Below are 22,913 nucleotides of genomic sequence, written 5' to 3' on the forward strand. Positions count from 1 at the left end.
GATGTTTTGGTGATTGAGTTCTCTTTGCGTAATCAGACGCTTCGCGCCGCCATACTGGGGGCTTTGACGTTGCCCGCCCAGTCGGTATCGGCGGCCGGTATGGATTTTAATACCGATATTCTGGCGACCCGCGGTATCAGCACCAACCTCGCCCACTACTTCTCCCAGGCCCAGCGATACCTGCCGGGGCCGCATGCCGTGCAGGTAAAAATTAACGGCGTCGATAAAGGCACGCTTGCGATCCGCGTGGGAGAGGAAGGGCAACTGTGTCTGGATGATGACTTTACCCGTGCGGCAGGTCTTCTTCCGCTGAATATCAATGCAAAAGAGCCCTGCCATAATCTTCTGCAAGATTACCCGACTGCCACCGTCACGCTGCTGCCCAACGCGGAGTCGCTTGAGATTTATGTTCCCGCAGAGGCGATGGACAATGGTTTTTATGCCGCGAAATACTACGCGCACGGCGGTGCGGCGGGTCTTATCAATTACAGTGCGTTCAGCAACTACAACGAGTACGGCAGCGGCGGAAACAGTACCTTTTCCCAGGGCAATATTGGCGCCGGTCTCAACGTGGCGAACTGGACACTGCGCAGCAACTTTATCCTGACCGACGATAACGGAACCCGCAGCACAGAGAATCTCTATACCTACGCGGAACACGTCTTCGAAGAACGGAAACTTCGCATTCAGGCGGGGCAGATTAACGTCAACTCGGCGCTGTTCAGTGGCGCACAAATTAATGGCGTTCAGTTCCTGCCGGAAACGGGCCTGCAACCGAATATTCCGGCGACGACCATTTCCGGCATCGCCCGCACCAACCAGGCGCGCGTTGACGTTCGTCAGTCCGGGCAGGTTATCTACTCTTCGCTGGTGAATGCCGGTCCGTTTACTCTGACCGATGTCCCGGTGGTGCGTGGCAACGTGGATTTGGACATCAGCGTGGTCGAAACCGACGGTTCCACCACGACGTTTACGGTTCCCTCCTCCTCACTGAACGTGAGCGGGATGACGCGCACCGAAGGGCTCAGCGTCTCTTTGGGTAAAGTTCGCGATACCGGGGATGAACAAGGGTCGCCCTGGGTATTTAATTTTTCTGACGGAACCCGGTTTACGCCCCAGCTCACCGGCGTCACGGCGGGCGTGCTGGCAGAGCAGTATCAGGCGGTCGGGGCGATGCTGGAATGGTCGCCAGCCGAGTACTGGCTCCTTTCTCCCAGCGTTCAGATGAGCCGCGCGCAGTTCTACGGTCAACAAAATGGCCGCAAGATAGAATTGCAAAGTCACCTTTCCCTGCCCGAGCAACTCACGCTTGGGGTCAGCGCATCAACCTACAGCACCGGCTACCGGGAGTTAAACGAGGCGATGGACGCTGAATCCCAGCGCTATCAAAGCGCCTGGAATACCAGCCTCAACTGGAACAATGCATGGGTTGGCTCGCTTTCTTTCCAGTACAGCGAGAATGCCGGCGATGAAGAGAGCAGTAGCTCCCGCTACCTGATGGTCTCCTGGGGCAAGAGTCTGGGGCACACGTCGCTCTCAGTGAACTGGCAGCACGCCCTCAGCAGCAGTGAGACGGAGAAGGGCGGCACAAGTGATGGCGACCTGCTCTATCTTAATCTGGTCATTCCGTTTGGCACTGAGCGCATCAGTACCTATATGCGCAGCCAGGGTGAAAAACAAAACCTCGGTATTCAGGACAGCGGATCGTGGGGTCAGAACACCAATTACAACCTCTCGGTCGATCGCGATAATCAGGACAAGACCCAGTCGTTTAACGGCAATGTCAGCACCAACCTGCACTACGCACAGCTGGGCATGGCCGCAGGGTTGAATGACGGGAACCAGCATAATTACAGCACCTCCCTCAGCGGCGGCATCGCCCTGCATGGTCATGGCATTACGTTTGCACCCTACCCGATTAAAGACACCTTTGGCATTGCGCGATTAAGCGAGCCGGAAAGCGGTATTCAAATCACCACGCCCGATGGAACCGTCTGGACCGATGCGTGGGGACAAGCCGTGGTGCCGGGTCTGCGCGAGTGGCAAACCTCTCAGATTGTCATTGATGCCAGTTCCCTGCCACAGGGAATGGATTTATCGAACGGGATACAGACCGTTTCCGCAGCTTACGGCTCATTCGCCCAAGTGGATTTCCACGTGCTGAACACGCGTCGTCTAATGCTGACCGTGAAACGCCCTGACGGGTCATGGCTCGCCAGAGGGCTTAGCGTGGTGGATAAAGACAGCCGTTATATCGTCAGCGTAATGGATAACGGCAGCGTGTTTATTCCCGACGCCACGGATGCGCCCGCCCTGTATGTGGTGGACGACAACATGGCAAAAATTTGCCATATCACGTATTCGCTCAGCGAAGACAAAAATACCGAGTCCTATTACGAAAAAGCAGAAGGAATGTGCCAGTGAAAACCTGTTATTCCCTTTTATTCGCGGCGTTTGCCAGCATGATTTTGCTCTTCTCCGCACGCGCGTCCAGTGAAGAGTGTCAGGTTACGTTTTCGCAGCCTGTTGTCTCGTTTGGAAAACTCAAACCGTCGGATATCGCCGCCTCGCAGAAGAACTGGAACCGAATGCCGGCCAAAGAAATTACGGCCAACGTCTTCTGCCCGGAGCCGAGAGTGATGGCGCTGTTTCTGCAGTCCACTGCCGGCGTCAACGGGGGGGTTCTCTTTGGTCAGGACGGGCGACTGGCCATTATTGCCGACAATATGGTAGTTGACGGGCATGCCTGCACGCTGGCGAAAACGACGGACCGTATCGGTTTTACGCCCTCCTCCAGCCCGACGCAACGCGCGTTTATCAAAAATAATGAAGGTCTCGTTGCCCGGCAAAATGCCGCGCCGGTGCGGGGTAAACACATGAGCTTCACCCTTAAGATTGTTCCCGTCATTAATAACAGCCAGCTTCGTCATGTTGCTGACAATACCCTTCTTGAGAGCAATATGGCCTGGGAATTATTAACACAGGAATAACCCCATTCACGCGTCAGGTACCTGCCTGCGTGAAGCGTAGAAAAGCACTACCGTTACAAATACTGACGGGTTAATACCCCGCAATGTCATGCTTTTTATTTATGTTAAGGATTAACAATGAAAAAATGTTTACTCGTTGTCGCGCTGGCCCTGGCGGCCACATCCGCACACGCGGGCGATACCGCCGTGCTGAAAGTCAAAGCCTCGCTTGCTGGTGCCTCGTGTGTACCGGAGCTGAGCAATAATGGCGTGATCGATTTTGGCAGGATTCATATTGGCGATTTGTCGCAAACCCAGGCTACGCAGCTGGGCGAAAAAGGGGTGATGCTGACGATCAACTGCCCAACGCCAACAAAGGTGGGCTGGAGCATTGCGGATAACCGTACCGATTCCAACGCCAGCACGGGCAGCAGTAACCTGAAGGTGAAAAACGCCAATGCTAACGGCGGTGAGCTTCGCGGTGCGATGAGCACCTTTGGGCTGGGCAAAACGCACGATGGTAAAAACATCGGCGCGTACTCCATTTACACCACGCCAGGCGATGTGACGGCGAACGGCAATAACGCTGAGCCTATCCGTACGGCCGTGACCGCGGGAGCGGGCGTGAGCCGCTGGCAGAAAGCCAACGGTGGTACCATCGCCAATAAAGATTTGGGTCTGATGAGCGTTGCACCGGCGGGCAAAAACGACCCGATGGCGGTCACCAGCGTCTCTTTCCCGCTGAACGTGTCGCTGGCGGTCGAGAATCTGAAGAATCTGTCTTTAACGGAAGATACGGAGTTTGACGGTCAGGCGACCATCAGCGTGGTGTATTTGTAACCGGGAAGAGCATGCCGGGCAGCGAACGCCGCCCGGCAGTACAACATTACTCTTTGTCGCCCAGCAGAACGGATTCCAGCGCGATTTTGATCATGTCGTTGAAGGTGGTCTGACGCTCAGCAGCGGTCGTCTGCTCGTGCGTACGGATATGGTCAGACACGGTGCAGATGGTCAGTGCTTTCGCGCCAAACTCAGCCGCAACACCGTAGATCCCAGCCGCTTCCATTTCCACACCCAGGATGCCGTACTTTTCCATCACGTCGAACATCTCGCCGCCGTCTGGTGCATAGAACAGGTCAGCAGAGAACAGGTTACCCACGCGTGCGTCTACGCCCAGCGCTTTTGCGGCGTCAACCGCGTTACGCACCATGCCGAAGTCAGCGATGGCGGCAAAGTCGTGGTCTTTGAAACGCATACGGTTAACTTTAGAGTCCGTGCACGCGCCCATGCCGATAACCACATCACGCAGCTTAACGTCCATACGTACTGCACCGCAGGAGCCTACGCGAATGATTTTCTTCACGCCGAAATCGGTGATCAGCTCTTTGGTGTAGATGGAGCAGGATGGGATACCCATACCGTGACCCATCACGGAGATTTTGCGGCCTTTGTACGTACCGGTGAAGCCCAGCATGCCGCGAACGTTGTTCACTTCACGCACGTCTTCGAGGAAAGTTTCTGCAATGTGCTTCGCGCGCAGCGGGTCGCCCGGCATCAATACGACGTCAGCGAAATCACCCATTTCGGCATTAATGTGAGGAGTTGCCATCTTCAGTTCCTTTTATCGTGTTTTTGCCGGGTGGCGGCGGCGCCTGCCCGGCCTGCATGGTGTTCTCCCTCTCCCGGAGGGAGAGGGGATACGCCCGGATGTGTTTAGAACATGGCCTTGCCATATTCCATGTCGGACGTACCAAAGTATTTCGCAATAGTCTGACCGATATCGGCGAAGGTTTCACGGTGGCCCAGTGAGCCAGGTTTCACTTTCGGGCCGTACACCAGCACAGGAATGTGCTCGCGCGTGTGATCGGTACCGGTCCAGGTTGGGTCGCAGCCGTGGTCGGCGGTCAGGATCAGAATGTCATCTTCCCCCACCAGCTCCATCAGCTCCGGCAGACGGCGGTCAAACAGTTCCAGTCCCGCGGCATAACCGGCCACGTCACGACGGTGGCCCCAGGAGGAGTCGAAGTCCACGAAGTTGGTGAAGACGATAGTCTTGTCACCCGCTTCTTTCATCTCTTTGATGGTGGCGTCAAACAGCGCATCCAGACCAGTGGCTTTCACTTTTTTGGTGATACCGCAGTTGGCATAGATGTCTGCAATTTTCCCCACGGACACTACGTGGCCGTCTTTCTCGTCAACCAGCTTCTGCAGTACGGTCGGTGCCGGTGGTTCAACGGCCAGGTCATGACGGTTACCGGTGCGCTGGAAGTTACCCGCTTTATCACCGATAAACGGACGTGCAATCACGCGACCGATGTTATAGCCGCCTTCGGTCAGCTCTTCACGTGCGATTTCGCACAGCTCGTAAAGCTTATCCAGGCCAAAGGTCTCTTCGTGGCAGGCAATCTGGAACACGGAGTCGGCAGAGGTGTAGAAAATCGGCTTGCCGGTTTTCATGTGCTCTTCACCGAGTTCGTCCAGAATCACGGTACCGGAAGAGTGGCAGTTACCGAGGTAGCCCGGCAGATTGGCACGCTTAACCAGCTTGTCCAGCAGCTCCTGCGGGAAGCTGTTCTCGTGATCGGAGAAGTAACCCCAGTCGAAGAGAACCGGCACGCCGGCGATTTCCCAGTGGCCAGACGGGGTATCTTTACCGGAAGAGAGCTCGTGCGCCCAGGCGTACGCGCCTACCACTTCCGCATTGCCGTCCATACCGGCTGCAATTTTACCGGTAGAACCTTCATGGGCTTTCACCAGACCCAGACGGGTCAGGTTTGGCAGAGTCAGAGGGCCTTTACGACCGTTGTCCGCTTCGCCTTTCGCACAGGCTTCAGCGATGTGACCCATGGTATCGGAACCCACGTCACCAAAACGTTCTGCATCTTCGGTTGCGCCGATGCCGAATGAGTCCAGCACCATAATAAATGCACGTTTCATAATTGTTCTCCGTACGTAGTGCTTCAAAAATTATCGATCAGATCAGTATACCGCTATTCGGTGATACGGCGATAGACAGTCGGTGTGCTTTGCGGTGCTTTATCATCAAGCGTAATGGCCGCTTTCACCGCCTTCGCCGCTTCCTGCCAGCTGGCTTCATCTTTCGCGTGGATCACGGCCAGCGGACGTTGACCATCGACGCTGTCACCCAGACGCGCCATATCGGTAAAGCCGACGCTGTAATCAATGGTGTCCGAGGCCTGACGACGACCGCCGCCCATCGACACGACCGCCATGCCGAGCGCGCGCGTATCCATCGCCGAGACAAAGCCTTCGGTATCGGCGTAGACCGCTTTGCTGAGCGTCGCCGTTGGCAGGTATTTCGCGTAGTGTTCAACGAAGTCGGTCGGGCCTTTCTGCGCCGCTACCATGCGGCCGAAGATCTCTGCCGCTTTGCCGTTATCCAGCACCGCCTGAAGTTTGGCGCGTGCGTCGGCATCATCGCTGGCGAGCTTGCCGGAGATCAGCATCTCCACGCACAGGGCCATGGTGACATCGAGCAGACGCGGGTTCCGGTATTCACCGGTGAGGAACTGCACGGCTTCACGCACTTCCACGGCGTTGCCTGCGCTGGACGCCAGCACCTGGTTCATGTCCGTCAGCAGGGCGGTAGTACGCACGCCCGCTCCGTTGGAGACGCCCACAATGGCTTCTGCCAGCGCCGCGGAAAGTTCATAGGTCGGCATAAATGCGCCGCTGCCCACTTTCACATCCATGACCAGCGCATCCAGGCCTTCCGCCAGTTTCTTGGCGAGGATAGAGGCGGTAATCAGGGGAATAGAGTCAACGGTCGCGGTGATATCGCGGGTCGCGTAGAAGCGCTTGTCGGCAGGAGCAAGAGAGCTGGTCTGGCCGATAATCGCCACACCAACGTCTTTAATAATGTCGCGGAAGCGATTGTCATCCGGGAAGATATCGAAGCCCGGGATGGCTTCCAGTTTGTCGAGCGTACCGCCGGTATGTCCCAGGCCACGCCCGGAGATCATGGGGATATAACCCCCACAGGCCGCCACCATTGGGCCCAGCATCAATGACGTCACGTCACCTACACCGCCGGTTGAGTGTTTATCCACAATCGGGCCGTTGAGGTTCAGGCTTTTCCAGTCCAGAACGGTTCCTGAATCTCGCATCGCCATGGTCAGCGATACACGCTCAGGCATCGACATATCGTGGAAGAAAATGGTCATCGCCAGAGCAGCAATCTGCCCTTCAGAGATGGTGTTATCACGAATGCCATTGATAAAGAAGCGGATCTCTTCGTCGCTTAATGCATGACCATCACGTTTTTTACGAATAATTTCTTGTGCGAGAAACACGGTAACCCCCGAGAAAACAGGTTAAATGCGGCGGATGGCCCGCCGCAGGATAAAAATCAGTAGCTGCTTGCGCTCTTACCGTCGCCGTGACCCAGCGCTTTCAGCAGGCTCGCCAGCAGGCTGGATGCACCAAAGCGATAGTGACGGGAATCCGCCCACGCCGGGCCGAACAGTTCGTCGGCAATCGCCAGGAACTGCTGCGCATCTTCAGCCGTGCGCACGCCGCCCGCAGGTTTGAAGCCTACGGTTTTTTCCACGCCCATATCACGGATCACTTCCATCATGATGCGCGCGCTTTCCGGCGTTGCGTTCACCGGCACTTTACCGGTAGAGGTTTTGATGAAATCCGCACCCGCGTTGATGGAGATTTCAGACGCTTTACGGATCAGCGCTTCTTCTTTCAGCTCACCGGTTTCGATGATCACTTTCAGCAGCACGTTTGCCGCAGCACAAGCGTCTTTACACGCTTTCACCAGGTCAAAACCAACCTGCTCGTTACCGGCGATCAGCGCACGGTACGGGAATACCACGTCCACTTCGTCAGCACCGTACGCGATGGCCGCGCGGGTTTCAGCCAGCGCAATCTCGATGTCGTCATTGCCGTGCGGGAAGTTAGTCACGGTTGCAATGCGTACATCCGGCGTGCCCTGCTCTTTCAGCGTCTTACGGGCAATGGGGATAAAGCGCGGGTAGATACAGACGGCTGCAGTGTTCCCGACGGGCGTTTTCGCCTGATGGCACAGGGCGATGACTTTCTCATTGGTGTCGTCATCATTCAGGGTGGTCAGGTCCATCAGTTTCAACGCGCGCAGGCTGCTTGCAGTTAAATCGGTCATAACATTCTCCAACGGCATCGCCGTATAAATTTCACCTTGCGGTCTGTGACTATTCTAACATTCAGCCGCACTTACACTTCGACATTCATCACAGTTAATGAAAACTGCGTACAAATTTGCATTACTGTAATGAGATGAACTTCAAATTTTACTGCTGTCGCTGCTGATTAAAGCAGCGATACCCGGTGTGGGATCAAAAGTCCCCCCGGGATGACTTCCTACAATTCGGTCATCATCCGCAGAACCATAAAGGAAGCGAATATGTCCCACGCCAGCCCTCACGCACTGCAACAACGTTGCCAGCAAATTGTGACAAGCCCGGTATTGACCCCCGAGCAAAAACGTCATTTTCTGGCGCTGGAAGCGGAGAACCATCTTCCCTACCCCGCGCTGCCTCAGGCCGCTCGCACCGCGCTGGAAGAGGGATTTATCTGCGACATGTTCGAAGGCCATGCGCCTTATAAACCGCGCTATGTTCTGCCTGATTACGCCAGATTCCTCGCCAACGGCTCGGCATGGCTGGAACTGGAAGGGGCAAAGGATCTGGATGACGCGCTCTCACTGCTGACCATCCTGTACCACCATGTTCCTTCTGTCACATCGATGCCGGTCTTCCTCGGTCATCTTGATGCATTACTGCAACCGTATGTTAATATTCTAACACAAGAAGAAATCGATAGCCGAATAAAACGTTTCTGGCGCTATCTCGACAGAACGCTTCCGGATGCGTTTATGCATGCCAATATTGGTCCGGCGGACACGCCCGTTACCCGCGCGATTTTACGCGCTGATGCAGAGCTGAAGCAGGTCGCACCGAATCTGACCTTTATTTATGATCCCGATATCACGCCAGACTCGCTGCTGCTCAGGGTGGCCGAAAACCTCTGTGAATGCAGCAAACCCCATATTTCTAACGGCCCGGTGAATGATAAAATTTTCACAAAAGGCCGTTATGGCATCGTGAGTTGTTACAACTCCCTGCCGCTGGCAGGCGGCGGCAGCACGCTGGTGCGCCTGAACCTGAAGGCCATTGCCGAACATAGCGACTCGCCCGAAGACTTTTTTAGCCGTACGTTGCCCCACTACTGCCAGCAGCAACTGGCCGTCATCAATGCCCGCTGCGAGTTCCTGTATCAAAAATCCGGCTTCTTTGAGAATAGCTTCCTCGTCAAAGAGGGACTGATTGATCCCGACCGCTTTGTGCCGATGTTCGGCATGTACGGCCTGGCCGAAGCGGTGAACGTGCTGTGTGAGAAAGCGGGTTCCCCGGGCCGTTACGGTAAAGACGACCAGGCCAACGCGCTGGGGTATCGCATCAGCGAGCAGCTCGCGGCGTTTGTTGAAAACACGCCGGTGAAATACGGCTGGAAAAAGCGTGCGATGCTGCATGCCCAGTCCGGAATAAGCTCTGATATCGGTACGACGCCGGGCGCGCGGTTGCCTTACGGGGAGGAGCCGGACCCGATTAGCCACCTGCTGAGCGTGGCGCCACACCACAAGCACTATCACGCCGGGATTAGCGACATCCTGACGCTGGACGAGACGGTCAAACGCAACCCGCAGGCCGTGGTGCAACTGTGTCTGGGTGCGTTCAACGCCGGAATGCGGGAGTTCACCGCCAACGTGGCCGGTAACGATCTGGTACGCGTGACCGGATATATGGTCCGGTTGTCCGACCTGGAGAAATACCGTGAAGCAGGGTCACGCACTAACACCACCTGGCTTGGAGAAGAAGCCGCCCGACATACCCGCATCCTGGAGCGCCAGCCACGCGTGATAAGCCATGAACAGCAGATGCGCTTTAGTTAGTCAGGTGATCCCCTTCTCCTGCGTGGACGGGCCGGGCAGCCGCCTGGCTCTGTTTCTCCAGGGCTGCAACCTGCGCTGCAAAACCTGCCACAATCCGTGGACCATCGGACGCTGCAACGACTGTGGCGACTGCGTACCCCATTGCCCACACGATGCGCTGAACATACAGGCCGGGCGGGTCTGGTGGCAGGAGAGTCAGTGTCAGCAGTGTGATACCTGCCTGCAGTTGTGCCAGCAGCAGGCAACGCCAATGGCACACCGTTTTAGCGTCGACGAGATCCTCATTCAGCTCTCTAAATCCGCACCCTTTATTGAAGGCATTACCGTGAGCGGCGGTGAAGCGACAACGCAGCTACCGTTCCTGGTGGCGCTCTTCACGGCGATCAAAGCCGATCCCGCCCTGCAACACCTGACGTGCCTGGTGGACAGCAACGGTCTGTTAGGGGAAACCGGCTGGCAAAAACTGCTGCCGGTATTCGACGGGGCAATGGTGGATTTGAAGGCCTGGGGGAACGAACACCATCGCTTCCTGACCGGACGCGAAAATCCGCAGATTAAGCACAGTATCCGCTGGCTGGCACACCACCAGCGGCTGGCGGAACTGCGATTACTGGTGATCCCGGAGCAGTGTGATTATCTGGAGCATCTCAAAGCGCTGACGGCGTTTATCCACGCGTTGGGCAATGTCCCGGTACGCATTAACGCCTTTCATGCTCACGGCGTTTACGGTGAAGCGGCGTCCTGGCGCAGCGCCACGCCCGAAGATATTGAGCCGCTGGCGCGGGCGCTGGAACAACAGCAAATCGTGGTGATCCGACCGGCGCTTTATCTATAACGTAATACCAAATACCGCGCGGGTATTCTCCAGCAGGGCATGCGCAATCACCTCTTCCGGCTCCTCGCGCAGCTCATAAAGCGTGTCAAAGACCCGAGCGGCCTGCTCCGGGCGATTTGGCTGCCCCTGAAAACCGTTGAGCGGCATATCCGGTGCGTCGGTTTCCAGTAATAATGCTTCGAGCGGCAGCTGCGCCATCACATCGCGGGTTTTACTGGCGCGTGGATAGGTGATGGTACCCCCGACGCCAATTTTATAGCCCAGCGCAATAAAGCGCTGCGCCTGCTGCAGGCTCCCTGAAAAACCGTGCACAACGCCCCTTCGCGGAAGATCGATACGCTTCAGATGCATTGCCAGTTTGTCATGGGTTCGACGGGAGTGAAGGATCACCGGCAGATCGTGGCGCTTCGCCAGCCGCAGCTGCGCATCAAGGATCGTCTGCTGGCGCGCAAACTGCGGATCGTCGCGATAGAGATCGAGGCCGATCTCACCGATGGCGACAAGTTTGTCGCCAGCCGTCTGCACAATGGCGTCCAGCGCGTCGATATGCTCATCAAGATGGTGTTCAATCACAATGGGATGCAGGCCGAGCGCGGCGTACAGCGCCTGGTGCCGCCTTGAAAGATCCACTACCCGCTCAAAGTATGCCGCTTCAACCGCCGGCACAATTATCGCCTCTACGCCGGCATGTGCAGCTCGCGTGATGCTTTGCTCTTCATCCCCCGTAAACGGTGGAAAATCAAAATGACAGTGGGTATCGATAAACCGGTACGTCACGCCAGACCCTCATTATCTAACAATGCGTCATTCGCCTGCGGAGCATCCACCAGCGGCATCGCCAGCGCATCATTCGCCACCACCGCCGGTGGGGTAATAATGGCTTTATGACGATGTATAGGCGGTTGATCAGCCAGCAGTTTGCCTATTGTCGCCAGGAAGTAACGCCCGCACAGGCGCCCCGTTTTGTAATCGGTACGCAGCGCAGGAATGCGGCTGCCCAGCGCCATGCTGACCAGCGGTTTAGGCGGGTAAATTTCAAATATACGCAGCTTACCCGGCGGTTTTTCAATAAAGCGCTGCATGGCGCCGTAGGTCGTTTCATGCTGCTTCGCGATATTGACCAGATGTTGCAGGCTGCTGTCGCCTAACCAGCGCTCCATGCGTTTAAACCATTGCGGGGTATAGTACATTTGCGACGGGACGGTGCGGATCACCACAATGGTGTTTGCCCCGCGTCGCGCAGCTTCCTGTACCGGCACAGCGTCACTGATGCCGCCATCCAGATAGCTGATGCCGTCCAGCAGTGCGCCGGAACGATAGAAACCGGGAATGGCGCTGGAGGCGCGAATGATATCCAGCCAGTTCTCTTTTTGAGGAGAGAAATAGCCCGGCGTGTAGTCATCACCACGGCTGGCGCACATCCAGAACTCTTTTCCGCTGTCGAACAGGCGCGCCGCCGTATCCATTGCCAGCGGCATCTGGCTTGAGGTCGAATCCAGCAGCCAGTCAAGGTCAATCAGGTTCCCGCCACGCACAAAGCGCACCGGGTTGAAAAATTCTTTCGCCGTGGTGTAGCGCATGATCACTTTTCGCGCGTAGCCGGGCTGGTTACAGACATAAGCAGAGAGGTTTTGCGCCCCGGCAGAGGTCCCGAAGTACAGGTCAAACGGGTTGAATTGCGCGCGCATAAACTCGTCCAGCACACCGGCCGTAAAAATGCCGCGCTGTCCGCCACCTTCACACACCAGCGCAAGCGGGCCTGCGCGAAACGGCTTTAACGCCAGCGGCGCAATATTGCCGAGCGTAACGGGAATTCGTTGCCCCACCTCTGCTTTCCTGTTTTCATTTTTCTGTTATGACACAGTAGCGCACCCGACCAGCGACTGAAACAAGAAAAAGCCAGTCACGAGGACTGGCTTTTTTTTGTTGAAGGAATATTGCGTTTGCTACGGACGTCGACGACCCGTAAACAGGCTGACCAGGAACAGAATAATACCCACGACAAAGACAATTTTTGCTGCCCATGCCGCTGTACCTGCCAGACCACCAAAGCCCAATGCGGCGGCAATTAACGCGATAACCAGAAATATAATGCCCCAACGAAACATAAGCTTCTCCTTTACCATAGTTAATGTCGGCCGCTAAATGTGAGCGCGCTCAGGTCACTCACCGGCGATTTTCCAGAGTCATTTTTATTTCGCCCGCTGACGTTAGCCAGACGGGCGAATGGTGCAGATTTACTTCGTTTTCAGATCGTTTTTAACGCTTTTAACACCATCGATCGCTTTCGCGATGGACTCGGCGCGCTCACTTTGCGCCTGAGAATCGACCGTACCGGAAAGCTGAACCACGCCATCGGTGGTTTCCACTTTCACTTTACGAGATGGCACGATGTCATCTGCTAAAAGTTTAGCTTTGATTTCGCTGGTGGTGGCTGCATCTCCGGCATACCCTTTCACCGACGCGTTTTTGCTGTCCCGAACGTGCAGTTTGTCGCTCACGGACGCTACACCTTCAACACCCTTCGCCACTTTTACCGCCTGTTCGGCCTGGGCCTGGCTTTCTACAAAACCACTCAGGGTGACAACTTTCTTGTCAGTTTTAACGGAAATATCGGTGCTCTTGATAGCTTCATCATCCACCAGTGCGGCTTTCACTTTTGCTGTGATTGAGCTGTCATCCATGAAATTACCGACTTTATTCATAGAGCTATCGATTTTTTGCCCTGCGGTATCGGCGGTGGACTGGGCTTTATCCATAGTGCTGGTTTCAGCCAGAGCAGAACCACTTACCAGGATGCTACCCAGTGTCACAGCCAGCAGAGTTTTAGAAATCTTCAGTCTTGTCATATTCATCGATGTATTCCTGTGTATACCCGTCATTCGGGCGACATACTTCCCTAATTGCTAGTTTTATATATTGCGAATGAACACACGGGCAAAATGGAGAACCCAAAGTCATGCATTGAACAGTTAATTCATCCACGCCCGGTGTTAAACACTGAGTTAAATATAGATCACTCTCACAGTGCCGCTTTCAGATTTGGGTAAAAAACGAGCAAAAGACGCGAAATAATGTTGAATTAAGAACATTCCGCAAGAGATTAATAAGACAGGAAATAAAGAAGAGCACGGCGATTGCCGTGCTCTGAGAGGGGATCAGTGTTCGCGCGTTTTGCGGAACTGGACATCAGGATAACGTTCCTGCGTCAGGTTAAGATTGACCATGGTTGGAGCGATATACGTCAGGTTATCACCGCCATCCAGTGCCAGCTGCACTTCGTTCTTACGTTTAAATTCTTCGAATTTCTTCACGTCAGAACACTCTACCCAGCGCGCGGTCGCCACGTTAACCGATTCATAGATCGCTTCCACGTTGTACTCACTCTTCAGACGCGCAACGACCACGTCGAACTGCAGCACACCGACAGCGCCCACGATCAGATCGTTGTTAGCGATAGGGCGGAACACCTGGACAGCGCCCTCTTCGGAAAGCTGAACCAGCCCTTTCAGCAGCTGTTTCTGCTTCAGCGGATCGCGCAGGCGAATACGACGGAACAGTTCCGGTGCGAAGTTCGGAATACCGGTGAACTTCATCATTTCACCCTGGGTGAAGGTATCGCCGATCTGAATCGTACCGTGGTTGTGCAGACCGATGATGTCGCCCGGATAGGCTTCTTCAACGTGCGAACGGTCGCCCGCCATAAAGGTCAGCGCGTCGGAGATCACCACATCTTTACCGATACGTACCTGACGCAGCTTCATGCCCTTTTCATACTTACCGGACACCACGCGCATAAAGGCGACGCGGTCACGGTGTTTCGGGTCCATGTTAGCCTGAATTTTAAAGACGAAACCGGTGAACTTCTCTTCTTTCGCTTCCACTTCACGGGTGTCAGTTTTACGTGACATCGGTTGTGGCGCCCACTCCACCAGGCCGTCAAGCATATGGTCAACGCCGAAGTTACCCAGCGCGGTACCAAAGAAGACCGGGGTGATTTCACCGCTCAGGAACAGCTCTCTGTCGAATTCGTGAGATGCACCTTGAACCAGCTCCAGCTCGTCACGCAGCTGCGCGGCCAGCTCTTCACCCACAGCCGCATCCAGCTCCGGGTTATCCAGACCTTTTACGATACGGACTTCCTGAATGGTATGGCCTTTACCGGTCTGGTAAAGATAGGTTTCGTCTTTATAAAGGTGATAGACACCCTTGAACAGCTTGCCGCAGCCAATGGGCCAGGTGATAGGCGCGCAGGCAATTTTCAGCTCGTTTTCCACTTCATCCATCAGCTCCATCGGGTCGCGGATGTCACGGTCGAGTTTGTTCATAAAGGTGAGGATCGGCGTATCGCGCAGACGGGTAACTTCCATCAGCTTACGGGTACGATCTTCTACCCCTTTCGCGGCGTCGATGACCATCAGACAGCAGTCCACCGCCGTCAGCGTACGGTAGGTATCTTCCGAGAAGTCTTCGTGCCCTGGGGTATCCAGCAGGTTGACCAGGCAATCATGATACGGGAACTGCATCACGGAGGTGGTAATGGAAATACCACGCTGCTTTTCCATCTCCATCCAGTCAGATTTTGCATGCTGGTTGGAACCACGGCCTTTTACGGTACCCGCAGTCTGAATCGCCTGTCCGAACAGTAACACCTTCTCGGTGATGGTCGTTTTACCGGCATCCGGGTGAGAGATAATGGCAAAAGTACGGCGCCTGGCCACCTCTTGCAGATAAGGAGACAACGTCATAATGAAATCTTCTATATAAGCGCGGCGTCAGGCCGCGCATCATGGGATACGAAAAATGCGGCTATTTTACCCATCAATGGGGGGCAGGCAATCATTGTTTACACAGGAGCTGCTCCAGTTCGTTCAATGACGTGACGGTCCAGGTCGGCTGGATACCTTCCGGCAACGTGCGACCGTGTGCATTCAGCCAGACGGTCGACAGGCCGGCGTTCATCCCGCCACGAATATCCGACTCCGCGGTGTCCCCGACCATCAGCACACGTTCACGATCGGGATTGCCCGCTTGTTCCAGCGCATAATCAAAAATACGCGGATCCGGCTTAGGTACGCCCACCTCTTCAGAGATCACCAGCGCGTCAAAATGATCGCGCAGGCCCGTACGCTCAAGGCGGATCTGCTGCAGGGCGGTAAACCCGTTGGTAATAATGCCCAGCTTCGCCTTGCCTTTCAGGGCGTCCAGCAGGGAAACCGCGCCCGGCAACGGCGCGCAGATATCCGCCATAGCATTAAGGAAGGCATCGTTAAGCGCACCCGGGCTGACGTTTAACCGCTCGGCCCAGACATCAAAGCGCTGGTGCTGCAGCTGTAACGCGGTGATGGCACCGTTCTGGTAATCCACCCACAGCGGTTTGTTTACCGCCTGATAGTCCTGAAAGTCTTCAGCGGTGAAGGTAACGCTATAATCGAGAAACATCCGCTGTAGGCCGCCAAACGAGTCAAACGTAAACAGCGTTTCGTCGGCATCAAAGAAAATCCAGTCCCATTTCATCGTTACAACCTTATTTTAGTTATCCAAGCGGCAGAGCCATTATGATGGCGTCTTCACGTCCCTCTGCGGTGGGGTAGTAGTTACGGCGGATAGTCGCCTCGTTAAAGCCTAAGCTTTCATAGAGTGCGATGGCGGCGACATTCGACGCGCGCACCTCCAGCCACAGGGTGAAAACGTCACGGGTTTCGAGCTCGCGAATGAGATGCTCAAGCAGTTCTCTTCCCAGCCCCCGGCGCTGATACGCGGGATCAACCGCGATATTAAACAGCGTCGCTTCGTCCAGAACGACCTGCGTGATGGCAAAAGCGGCCATCGTGCCGTCGACGTCCAGACGGTAATTCAGATACCGCTCGCCCTGATTGCTGGCGAGGGTTTTTTCGCTCCATGGAAAAGCATGGGCGCGCGTTTCAATCGCGTACGCCGCGGTCAGATCAGGCGTCGTGAGGGAAGAAATCGTGTTCATATTCGCAGATTTGTTGCCATAGCGCGCTGCGCGCTTTTGGGTTGGCTTTCAGTTCGTCCAGCGCTGGCGAGCAGATCTGGCTCCCTTCCAGGGAGACCTCATCGATGTCTCCCATACGCCAGCTGTTGCAGCGGCTGTCGGATGGCAGCATGGTGACCCTGTCTGGCGTAAGCTGTAAAACCTGTTCAGTGGTCAGCTTCAGGCTACGAAGGACATCACCAATAAGGGGTTCATTCAGGGCAGGCAGTTGCTCCGCCACCATCACCAGCCGGACGTGCGCAGGGATGGAGATGGCGATTTCGCCCTGCAACGCCGTCGGGCGACGCAAAGCCCACTGGGTGATGCCCAGTTGCTGCAACTGCCAGTCTCGTCGGGATGTCATAGGGAAAACTCCTGTCTCTCAGGCGCGCAAATATAGCAAATGTGTCGAAACTGCGCCATCTACCTACTATAATCCCCGCCTGAGTTAATTGAGGAACAATTCATGTCTGCATTTACCCCGGCAAGTGAAGTCTTGCTGCGTCACAGTGATGATTTCGAAGAAAGCCGTATTCTGTTTGCCGGAGATATGCAGGATGACCTGCCCGCACGTTTCGACTGTGCTGAAAGCCGTGCCCACACCCAATACTACCACCACTGGCAGGTACTGAGCCGCCAGATGGACGACCGCGCGCGCTTTAGCCTGGTCGCTGAACAGAGCGACATCGCCAACTGCGACACGCTCATCTACTACTGGCCGAAGAACAAGCCAGAAGCCCAGTTCCAGCTGATGAACCTGCTTTCTCTGCTGCCCGTTGGCTGCGATATTTTTGTGGTCGGTGAGAACCGCAGCGGCGTTCGTAGCGCAGAACAGATGCTGGAAGGCTATGCGCAGCTGAATAAAATCGACAGCGCCCGTCGCTGTGGCCTGTATCACGGCCGTCTGGAAAAACAGGCGACCTTTGATGCTGAGAAATTCTGGGATGAGTATCAGCTTGACGGTCTGACCATTAAAACTCTGCCAGGCGTCTTCAGCCGCGACGGTCTGGACGTGGGCAGCCAGCTTCTGCTCTCCACCCTGACGCCGCATACGAAAGGCAAAGTGCTGGATGTCGGCTGTGGCGCGGGTGTACTGGCGACCGTACTGGCGAGCCATTCGCCAAAAGTGCGCTTAACCCTGTGCGATGTGAGCGCCCCGGCGGTTGAAGCAAGCCGCGCAACGCTTGCTGCAAACGGCCTGGAAGGCGACGTGTTTGCCAGCAACGTCTTCTCTGACGTGAATGGCCGTTTCGACATGATCATCTCCAACCCGCCATTCCACGATGGTATGGAAACCAGCCTTGAAGCGGCGCAAACGCTGATCCGTGGTGCAGTACGTCATCTGAACAGCGGGGGTGAACTGCGTATTGTGGCTAACGCCTTCTTGCCGTACCCGAAAGTGCTGGATGAAACCTTTGGCTTCCATGAAGTCATCGCCCAGACGGGTCGCTTTAAGGTTTACCGCACCGTGATGACGCGTCAGGCTAAGAAGTAATCCCCTTATCTGGCAGGCCGGATACGCGTAACCGCTATCCGGCAAAACCGGGCGCTACCATCGGCCATTTTTGCAGCAATCAAAACAGCGTGCGCATTTTTCTGTTGACGTAAAGCTGAAAACATCTAGAATGCGCCTCCGTGGTTACGATACTTTTACAGTATCGATGGTATGCGAAGGTGGCGGAATTGGTAGACGCGCTAGCTTCAGGTGTTAGTGTCCTTACGGACGTGGGGGTTCAAGTCCCCCCCCTCGCACCATAAATCACGTTGATATTGCTCGCACTGGGCGAAGGTGGCGGAATTGGTAGACGCGCTAGCTTCAGGTGTTAGTGTTCTTACGGACGTGGGGGTTCAAGTCCCCCCCCTCGCACCAACGAGGCGATATCAAAAAAGTAAGATGACTGTGCGAAGGTGGCGGAATTGGTAGACGCGCTAGCTTCAGGTGTTAGTGTCCTTACGGACGTGGGGGTTCAAGTCCCCCCCCTCGCACCAATTATCTTACATCCTTTCTGACGTTCTTCTCGCTTTCCGCTTATTTCAAACTCATCAGTATCACCAGAATTCCACTGACCAGTGCTACGCATGACGGCAGTAACACAAAGTGGCGCAGCTGTTTATGCCAGATCATCCCTGACGTCACTAACAGTCCTGACACAATGAGCGCTTTCCAGACATCAATGGAGAGATCGGCAAACATCAGACCGCCAAGAATCGCCCCCGGCAGTAACACTCCCCAACCACTTCCCAGCGCCCTGTTCAACATGGTTCGCCCTCTCACATTGATAATGATAACCAATATCATATGATATCAATTATCATTTGTCAGCACGATTAATCAAAAACTCTCCCCCTTTACCTTTCCTGTAATGACAGGAAATGCCTAAGGTGATAAATTGCTCACCTGTTAACTAGACCTAAAGATTTTCTGATAATTACTCTTTGAGTTTTTTGCATCTTTCATTGCGAAACAACACCTATTTACCTGTTTTAATTAAATATTAATAAAAACGCACTACTATGACATCACAATCCTGGCGGTCTTTGGTCCACAGTAAATATCAATTATCGTTACGTTTATTTTTATTTCTGAACGCGACCTCAGCTGTGTTCTCGGTAACAAACCCGCTTTATTCTATTCGCCTGTTATCGGTCCCTCTGATTTCTATTTTTGTTATCAGCATCGGGCTACTCGTCTGGCACTGGAAAAAGAGAACCCGCAAGGTAAATATTCCTGCCGTTTCAGCGATCTTCGGTATTTTATGGGCGTGGCAGGTGGCCTCGAAATTTTCGTTAATTACCCACGATCAGGCGACCTATTTGATCATGGCATTATTAACGGTACTGTTTATTGGTACGCTGGCCTTCGCCAGTAATATCAAAGCATTTACGCTGCACTCCTTCCCCACCTTTATTGTCTGCCTGTGGTTAAGTAATCATGATATATGGCTGAGAATGACCTATTCTTTCGCACTTCCTGTGGTAGCAATTGCGATTCATAACATTTTGCAAAGACGTAACGATCGCTTCGCGCAGGAACTGCTCTCCCGTTTGCTGGAGGAGCGTGAGACCCTCACCGATCTGAGCATGATGGACCCGCTTACCGGCCTTTATAACCGTCGCGGACTGCAAAGCCGGCTAGAGAATCTTCCGGCAGTGGAGAACGGCGAGCACTTTGTCCTGCTGATGGATATCGACCACTTTAAGGCCTACAACGACCACTACGGCCATATGATGGGCGACCAGGCGCTGATTCGGGTCTCTGCTGCCATCCGTGATGCCGTGCGTTCACGCGATATTGTGGCGCGCTTCGGCGGGGAAGAATTTATGGTTCTGCTGACCAATATTTCTCTCGAGCATGCCCGTCAGACGGCAGAGCGGATCCGCCAGAAAGTCTACGATTTAAAAATCCCGCATATGTTCAATGAAAGCGTGGCGACAAACGTCACCATCAGCATTGGAATTGCCATTTTTGAGGATGAAGACGCCGAAGGCGCACTGGAGAAAGCGGACAAAGCCCTCTACGAAGCAAAGCATATGGGGCGCAATAACATCCTGCTGAGCGAAGAGCTTCAGACCGCGTAAGCGCGGCGTCATATAACGCGGACAAAAGTCTTGCCATCGGTATGAGCAATAGTTAGGATTGGCAATCATTATCATTTAGATTTGTATCTCTACTATGGCCACTCATACCGCACAAATCGTTGAACCACCTCTCTGGAGAGCCCGCCTCCCCACCGGGAATGTTTCGCTTGCGGATGCCATCAGGGATAAGATCGCTAAAACCCGCGCCCACCTGCTGGACTTTATCAGGCTGGATGAAGCGCACCCGCACCACGCCATGACGCTGGAAGAGTGGCGACAGCCGTCGACACTGCAGTCGTTGCTGGCAACCTATTCCGACCATATCTATCGCAATCAACCGACCCTTACGCGGGAAAATAAACCCCTGCTCTCCCTCTGGGCGCAGTGGTATATCGGGCTGATGGTGCCCCCACTCATGCTGGCGCTGCTCACACAAAAGGGCATGCTGGAACTCTCCCCGGAATATTTTCATGTCGAGTTCCACGAGACCGGCCGTGCGGCCTGTTTCTGGATTGATCTCCACGAAGACCAGAACGCAGAGCACCTCTCTGCTCAGGAACGTATGGAGCAACTCATAACTCGCGCCCTGATCCCGGTAGTGGATGCGCTGGAAGAGACGGGGGAAATCAACGGGAAGCTTATCTGGAGCAATACCGGGTATTTAATCCACTGGTATTTGACGGAAATGAAACCTCTGCTCGGTGATGAGAAGGTCGAGGCCCTGCGCCAGTCCTGTTTCTTTGCAAAACAGCTTTCCGATGGTCGCGATAACCCGTTATTCCGCACCGTGGTCCTTCGTGACGGGCTTCTGGTTCGTCGCACCTGCTGCCAGCGTTATCGCCTGCCGGACGTTCAGCAGTGTGGAGATTGTACGCTCAAGTAAGGACAGGTGTTGCCGGGCCGCATTAACGCTGACCCGGCATCCGTTTCTCACGCTACCTGCTGATTTTCCTCTTCCGCATTACGTTGCGCTTCTTCCGCTTCCTGCTCCAGCAGCTGCTTCTCGTACACTTTAAAGAACGGGAAGTAGATGATGGCCGATACGCACGCCAGGACCACCACCAGAATGGCTGCACGGAAATCCCAGCCCAGCGCCCATGCGGCACCTACTGGTGCAGGTGCCGTCCACGGCACAACGGAGATCACGCGGCCAATCAGATCGAACTTCATCGCCGACCAGGCCAGCACGGCGTTAACCATGGGTGCCAGCAGGAACGGAATAAAGAACACCGGGTTCATGACAATCGGCGTACCGAAAATAACGGGTTCGTTGATGTTAAAGAGGCTTGGCACCACGCTCAGACGGCCGATAGAACGCAGATGAGCGGAGCGGCTGCGCAGGTAGCAGAACACCAGCCCCATCGTGGCACCTGACCCCCCGATGACGATAAAGAACGTCCAGAACGCTTCCATAAAAATATGCGGCAGCGGCTGGCTGGCGGCCAGCGCGGTCTGGTTAGCGCCCAGGTTGGTCAGCCAGAACATCTGCAACATCCCGGAGACAATCGCGGCACCGTGGATCCCGGCGAACCACAGCAAATGCCCAATCAACACCGCCAGCAGGATTGCCGGCAGGGAGTCTGCGGCTGAAACCAGCGGTTTGAAAACAGACATAATCGCCTGCGGAATCAGCATGCCAAACTCAGACTGAATCACCAGACTCAGCGGGTAGAGCGTCAACACCACCACCAGCACCGGGATCAACAGGTCAAAGGAGTTTTTGATCATCGGCGGAACCTGGTCCGGCAGACGGATCCCGATGTTATGCGCTTTCAGAAAACGCATCATCTCAACGCAGTAGATAGCCACCAGAATCGCGGTAAAAATGCCAGTCCCACCGAGGCTGTCGACCGGAAGCGTGCCTTTGGTTTTCGGCGCCGCGACCAGCAGAAACGCCATCAGCGACAGCATGGCGCACATAAACGGGTCTAACTGATGCGATTTGACATAGTGTTTGCCAAGGTTATAGGCAATGGCCGCGCAGATATACAGGGACATAACGCCCATCGTCATATCAAATGGCGTGAGGATCTGACCTTCAAATTGCTTCGCCATGTCCAGCCAGGCGCGCGCGAAACCCCAGGTGGTATCAGGCGAAAACGGTGGATACGCGAAGACGAGTAAAAATGAACCCACAATCATGAACGGCATCGCGGAGATAAAGCCATCACGAATAGCCATAACATGACGCTGGGAGGAGATCCGCCCGGCAATCGGGCTGACGTAATTTTCTACAAAACGAAATATCAGATTAAACGCAGCATGGTTGGCAGACATAGCAGATCTCCTTTCAGACGTTTATGACGGGCGCATTCACGCCATACGTTGGTCCATACATCACCTTCACAACCTTGCCGGCGCGTTTACCAGCGGTACTGCTCAGACGGAATGGTTTCATATTTAGCTCTTATTATTGGATACAGGGGACGTTACATAGTCAGTATTAATCTCTCACTCACGGTCTGCAACCGGTTACTGTAACCGGTTTCCGTGAATGTGAAGGCGATCCAGAAATCGGCCGTGTGGGATATTTGTTACTGAAGAGATATTTACAGAGCATAAATTCTTATGACA

General features: G+C 54.7%; 22 protein-coding genes and 3 tRNA genes. 11 read left to right on the forward strand and 14 right to left on the reverse strand.

Annotated features, from left to right (window positions below; genetic code table 11):
• The first annotated feature begins 9 nt into the window (after nucleotides 1–9).
• The 3 genes from HV157_RS10990 (at nucleotide 10) to HV157_RS11000 (ending at nucleotide 3,809) form a co-directional block, all read left to right on the forward strand.
• Nucleotides 10–2,424, forward strand: coding sequence for a fimbrial biogenesis usher protein (locus HV157_RS10990; RefSeq protein WP_182268189.1), 2,415 nt, complete (start codon nucleotides 10–12; stop codon nucleotides 2,422–2,424).
• On the forward strand, nucleotides 2,421–2,990 hold the full coding sequence (locus HV157_RS10995; protein ID WP_127350138.1) for a hypothetical protein: 570 nt from the start codon (nucleotides 2,421–2,423) through the stop codon (nucleotides 2,988–2,990). Before HV157_RS10990 ends, HV157_RS10995 begins: the two co-directional genes overlap by 4 nt.
• A 117-nt stretch (nucleotides 2,991–3,107) precedes the next feature.
• Nucleotides 3,108–3,809, forward strand: a complete 702-nt coding sequence (locus HV157_RS11000; protein WP_040018575.1) for a DUF1120 domain-containing protein — start codon at nucleotides 3,108–3,110, stop codon at nucleotides 3,807–3,809.
• A gap of 46 nt (nucleotides 3,810–3,855) precedes the next feature.
• Here the strand turns inward: HV157_RS11000 and deoD are convergent, their stop codons facing one another.
• The 4 genes from deoD to deoC all read right to left on the reverse strand — a co-directional run bounded on the left by deoD (nucleotide 3,856) and on the right by deoC (nucleotide 8,118).
• Nucleotides 3,856–4,578, reverse strand: coding sequence for a purine-nucleoside phosphorylase (gene deoD / locus HV157_RS11005; RefSeq protein WP_013095492.1), 723 nt, complete (start codon nucleotides 4,576–4,578; stop codon nucleotides 3,856–3,858).
• A gap of 104 nt (nucleotides 4,579–4,682) precedes the next feature.
• Nucleotides 4,683–5,906, reverse strand: coding sequence for a phosphopentomutase (deoB, locus tag HV157_RS11010; RefSeq protein WP_020885280.1), 1,224 nt, complete (start codon nucleotides 5,904–5,906; stop codon nucleotides 4,683–4,685).
• A 53-nt stretch (nucleotides 5,907–5,959) separates the two neighbouring features.
• Complete coding sequence (gene deoA / locus HV157_RS11015) at nucleotides 5,960–7,282, reverse strand: thymidine phosphorylase (protein ID WP_020885281.1); 1,323 nt, start codon at nucleotides 7,280–7,282, stop codon at nucleotides 5,960–5,962.
• A 56-nt stretch (nucleotides 7,283–7,338) separates the two neighbouring features.
• Entirely contained in the window at nucleotides 7,339–8,118 is a 780-nt protein-coding gene (gene deoC, locus HV157_RS11020) for a deoxyribose-phosphate aldolase (protein ID WP_020885282.1), read from the reverse strand.
• Between the two features lie 261 nt (nucleotides 8,119–8,379).
• Between deoC and HV157_RS11025 the strand changes: the two genes are divergently transcribed.
• Nucleotides 8,380–9,927 carry a YjjI family glycine radical enzyme gene (locus HV157_RS11025; RefSeq protein WP_182268188.1) on the forward strand — a complete coding sequence of 516 codons (1,548 nt, stop codon included), beginning with the start codon at nucleotides 8,380–8,382 and terminating at the stop codon, nucleotides 9,925–9,927.
• On the forward strand, nucleotides 9,902–10,762 hold the full coding sequence (locus HV157_RS11030; protein WP_044866206.1) for a YjjW family glycine radical enzyme activase: 861 nt from the start codon (nucleotides 9,902–9,904) through the stop codon (nucleotides 10,760–10,762). Before HV157_RS11025 ends, HV157_RS11030 begins: the two co-directional genes overlap by 26 nt.
• Here HV157_RS11030 and HV157_RS11035 read toward each other — a convergent pair.
• The 8 genes from HV157_RS11035 to HV157_RS11070 all read right to left on the reverse strand — a co-directional run bounded on the left by HV157_RS11035 (nucleotide 10,757) and on the right by HV157_RS11070 (nucleotide 17,124).
• On the reverse strand, nucleotides 10,757–11,539 hold the full coding sequence (locus tag HV157_RS11035) for a TatD family hydrolase (RefSeq protein ID WP_182268187.1): 783 nt from the start codon (nucleotides 11,537–11,539) through the stop codon (nucleotides 10,757–10,759). The two genes, HV157_RS11030 and HV157_RS11035, sit on opposite strands and share 6 nt — an antisense overlap.
• Nucleotides 11,536–12,588 carry a patatin family protein gene (locus HV157_RS11040; protein WP_182268186.1) on the reverse strand — a complete coding sequence of 351 codons (1,053 nt, stop codon included), beginning with the start codon at nucleotides 12,586–12,588 and terminating at the stop codon, nucleotides 11,536–11,538. The genes HV157_RS11035 and HV157_RS11040 overlap by 4 nt, the downstream gene beginning before the upstream one ends.
• A 120-nt stretch (nucleotides 12,589–12,708) precedes the next feature.
• Nucleotides 12,709–12,870 carry a DUF1328 domain-containing protein gene (locus HV157_RS11045; RefSeq protein WP_003856556.1) on the reverse strand — a complete coding sequence of 54 codons (162 nt, stop codon included), beginning with the start codon at nucleotides 12,868–12,870 and terminating at the stop codon, nucleotides 12,709–12,711.
• A 129-nt stretch (nucleotides 12,871–12,999) separates the two neighbouring features.
• On the reverse strand, nucleotides 13,000–13,617 hold the full coding sequence (osmY, locus tag HV157_RS11050) for a molecular chaperone OsmY (protein WP_020885287.1): 618 nt from the start codon (nucleotides 13,615–13,617) through the stop codon (nucleotides 13,000–13,002).
• A gap of 303 nt (nucleotides 13,618–13,920) precedes the next feature.
• Complete coding sequence (gene prfC / locus HV157_RS11055; RefSeq protein WP_014168520.1) at nucleotides 13,921–15,510, reverse strand: peptide chain release factor 3; 1,590 nt, start codon at nucleotides 15,508–15,510, stop codon at nucleotides 13,921–13,923.
• Nucleotides 15,511–15,601: 91 nt separating this feature from the next.
• Complete coding sequence (gene yjjG / locus HV157_RS11060; protein ID WP_014168519.1) at nucleotides 15,602–16,279, reverse strand: pyrimidine 5'-nucleotidase; 678 nt, start codon at nucleotides 16,277–16,279, stop codon at nucleotides 15,602–15,604.
• A gap of 19 nt (nucleotides 16,280–16,298) precedes the next feature.
• Nucleotides 16,299–16,742 carry a ribosomal protein S18-alanine N-acetyltransferase gene (rimI, locus tag HV157_RS11065; RefSeq protein ID WP_020885288.1) on the reverse strand — a complete coding sequence of 148 codons (444 nt, stop codon included), beginning with the start codon at nucleotides 16,740–16,742 and terminating at the stop codon, nucleotides 16,299–16,301.
• Entirely contained in the window at nucleotides 16,711–17,124 is a 414-nt protein-coding gene (locus HV157_RS11070) for a DNA polymerase III subunit psi (protein ID WP_020885289.1), read from the reverse strand. The genes rimI and HV157_RS11070 overlap by 32 nt, the downstream gene beginning before the upstream one ends.
• A gap of 102 nt (nucleotides 17,125–17,226) precedes the next feature.
• Between HV157_RS11070 and rsmC the strand changes: the two genes are divergently transcribed.
• The 4 genes from rsmC (at nucleotide 17,227) to HV157_RS11090 (ending at nucleotide 18,749) form a co-directional block, all read left to right on the forward strand.
• Complete coding sequence (rsmC, locus tag HV157_RS11075) at nucleotides 17,227–18,255, forward strand: 16S rRNA (guanine(1207)-N(2))-methyltransferase RsmC (protein ID WP_182378504.1); 1,029 nt, start codon at nucleotides 17,227–17,229, stop codon at nucleotides 18,253–18,255.
• A gap of 173 nt (nucleotides 18,256–18,428) precedes the next feature.
• Nucleotides 18,429–18,515, forward strand: a tRNA-Leu gene (locus tag HV157_RS11080).
• 28 nt (nucleotides 18,516–18,543) lie between these two features.
• A tRNA-Leu gene (locus HV157_RS11085) sits at nucleotides 18,544–18,630 on the forward strand.
• Nucleotides 18,631–18,662: 32 nt separating this feature from the next.
• Nucleotides 18,663–18,749 (forward strand) — tRNA-Leu (locus tag HV157_RS11090).
• Nucleotides 18,750–18,789: 40 nt separating this feature from the next.
• Here HV157_RS11090 and HV157_RS11095 read toward each other — a convergent pair.
• Nucleotides 18,790–19,059 carry a DUF1435 domain-containing protein gene (locus HV157_RS11095; protein ID WP_063214213.1) on the reverse strand — a complete coding sequence of 90 codons (270 nt, stop codon included), beginning with the start codon at nucleotides 19,057–19,059 and terminating at the stop codon, nucleotides 18,790–18,792.
• Nucleotides 19,060–19,274: 215 nt separating this feature from the next.
• On the opposite strand from HV157_RS11095, the gene HV157_RS11100 reads away from it, so the two are divergent.
• Together HV157_RS11100 and fhuF are read left to right on the forward strand one after the other, a co-directional pair.
• Nucleotides 19,275–20,339, forward strand: a complete 1,065-nt coding sequence (locus tag HV157_RS11100) for a GGDEF domain-containing protein (RefSeq protein ID WP_020885291.1) — start codon at nucleotides 19,275–19,277, stop codon at nucleotides 20,337–20,339.
• Between the two features lie 94 nt (nucleotides 20,340–20,433).
• A complete protein-coding gene (gene fhuF, locus HV157_RS11105) occupies nucleotides 20,434–21,222 on the forward strand; it encodes a siderophore-iron reductase FhuF (protein ID WP_182268185.1) in 789 nt (262 codons plus the stop codon).
• A gap of 47 nt (nucleotides 21,223–21,269) precedes the next feature.
• Here fhuF and HV157_RS11110 read toward each other — a convergent pair whose 3' ends face one another.
• The gene (locus HV157_RS11110; protein ID WP_025205610.1) at nucleotides 21,270–22,616 is read right to left on the reverse strand and encodes a PTS sugar transporter subunit IIC; all 1,347 of its coding nucleotides are present in this window, start codon (nucleotides 22,614–22,616) and stop codon (nucleotides 21,270–21,272) included.
• Nucleotides 22,617–22,913 lie beyond the last annotated feature (297 nt).

The organism is Enterobacter sp. RHBSTW-00318, assembly GCF_014101375.1.
GTDB lineage: Bacteria > Pseudomonadota > Gammaproteobacteria > Enterobacterales > Enterobacteriaceae > Enterobacter > Enterobacter ludwigii.

What these genes read in the sequence shown, in the direction of transcription:
- HV157_RS11000 (WP_040018575.1), top strand. Translation starts at nt 3,108, where the DNA reads ATGAAAAAATGTTTACTCGTTGTCGCGCTGGCCCTGGCGGCCACATCC.
- deoD (WP_013095492.1), bottom strand. Translation starts at nt 4,578, where the DNA reads ATGGCAACTCCTCACATTAATGCCGAAATGGGTGATTTCGCTGACGTC.
- deoB (WP_020885280.1), bottom strand. Translation starts at nt 5,906, where the DNA reads ATGAAACGTGCATTTATTATGGTGCTGGACTCATTCGGCATCGGCGCA.
- deoC (WP_020885282.1), bottom strand. Translation starts at nt 8,118, where the DNA reads ATGACCGATTTAACTGCAAGCAGCCTGCGCGCGTTGAAACTGATGGAC.
- HV157_RS11025 (WP_182268188.1), top strand. Translation starts at nt 8,380, where the DNA reads ATGTCCCACGCCAGCCCTCACGCACTGCAACAACGTTGCCAGCAAATT.
- HV157_RS11030 (WP_044866206.1), top strand. Translation starts at nt 9,902, where the DNA reads ATGAACAGCAGATGCGCTTTAGTTAGTCAGGTGATCCCCTTCTCCTGC.
- HV157_RS11045 (WP_003856556.1), bottom strand. Translation starts at nt 12,870, where the DNA reads ATGTTTCGTTGGGGCATTATATTTCTGGTTATCGCGTTAATTGCCGCC.
- osmY (WP_020885287.1), bottom strand. Translation starts at nt 13,617, where the DNA reads ATGAATATGACAAGACTGAAGATTTCTAAAACTCTGCTGGCTGTGACA.
- prfC (WP_014168520.1), bottom strand. Translation starts at nt 15,510, where the DNA reads ATGACGTTGTCTCCTTATCTGCAAGAGGTGGCCAGGCGCCGTACTTTT.
- yjjG (WP_014168519.1), bottom strand. Translation starts at nt 16,279, where the DNA reads ATGAAATGGGACTGGATTTTCTTTGATGCCGACGAAACGCTGTTTACG.
- rimI (WP_020885288.1), bottom strand. Translation starts at nt 16,742, where the DNA reads ATGAACACGATTTCTTCCCTCACGACGCCTGATCTGACCGCGGCGTAC.
- HV157_RS11070 (WP_020885289.1), bottom strand. Translation starts at nt 17,124, where the DNA reads ATGACATCCCGACGAGACTGGCAGTTGCAGCAACTGGGCATCACCCAG.
- rsmC (WP_182378504.1), top strand. Translation starts at nt 17,227, where the DNA reads ATGTCTGCATTTACCCCGGCAAGTGAAGTCTTGCTGCGTCACAGTGAT.
- HV157_RS11095 (WP_063214213.1), bottom strand. Translation starts at nt 19,059, where the DNA reads ATGATATTGGTTATCATTATCAATGTGAGAGGGCGAACCATGTTGAAC.
- HV157_RS11100 (WP_020885291.1), top strand. Translation starts at nt 19,275, where the DNA reads ATGACATCACAATCCTGGCGGTCTTTGGTCCACAGTAAATATCAATTA.
- fhuF (WP_182268185.1), top strand. Translation starts at nt 20,434, where the DNA reads ATGGCCACTCATACCGCACAAATCGTTGAACCACCTCTCTGGAGAGCC.
- HV157_RS11110 (WP_025205610.1), bottom strand. Translation starts at nt 22,616, where the DNA reads ATGTCTGCCAACCATGCTGCGTTTAATCTGATATTTCGTTTTGTAGAA.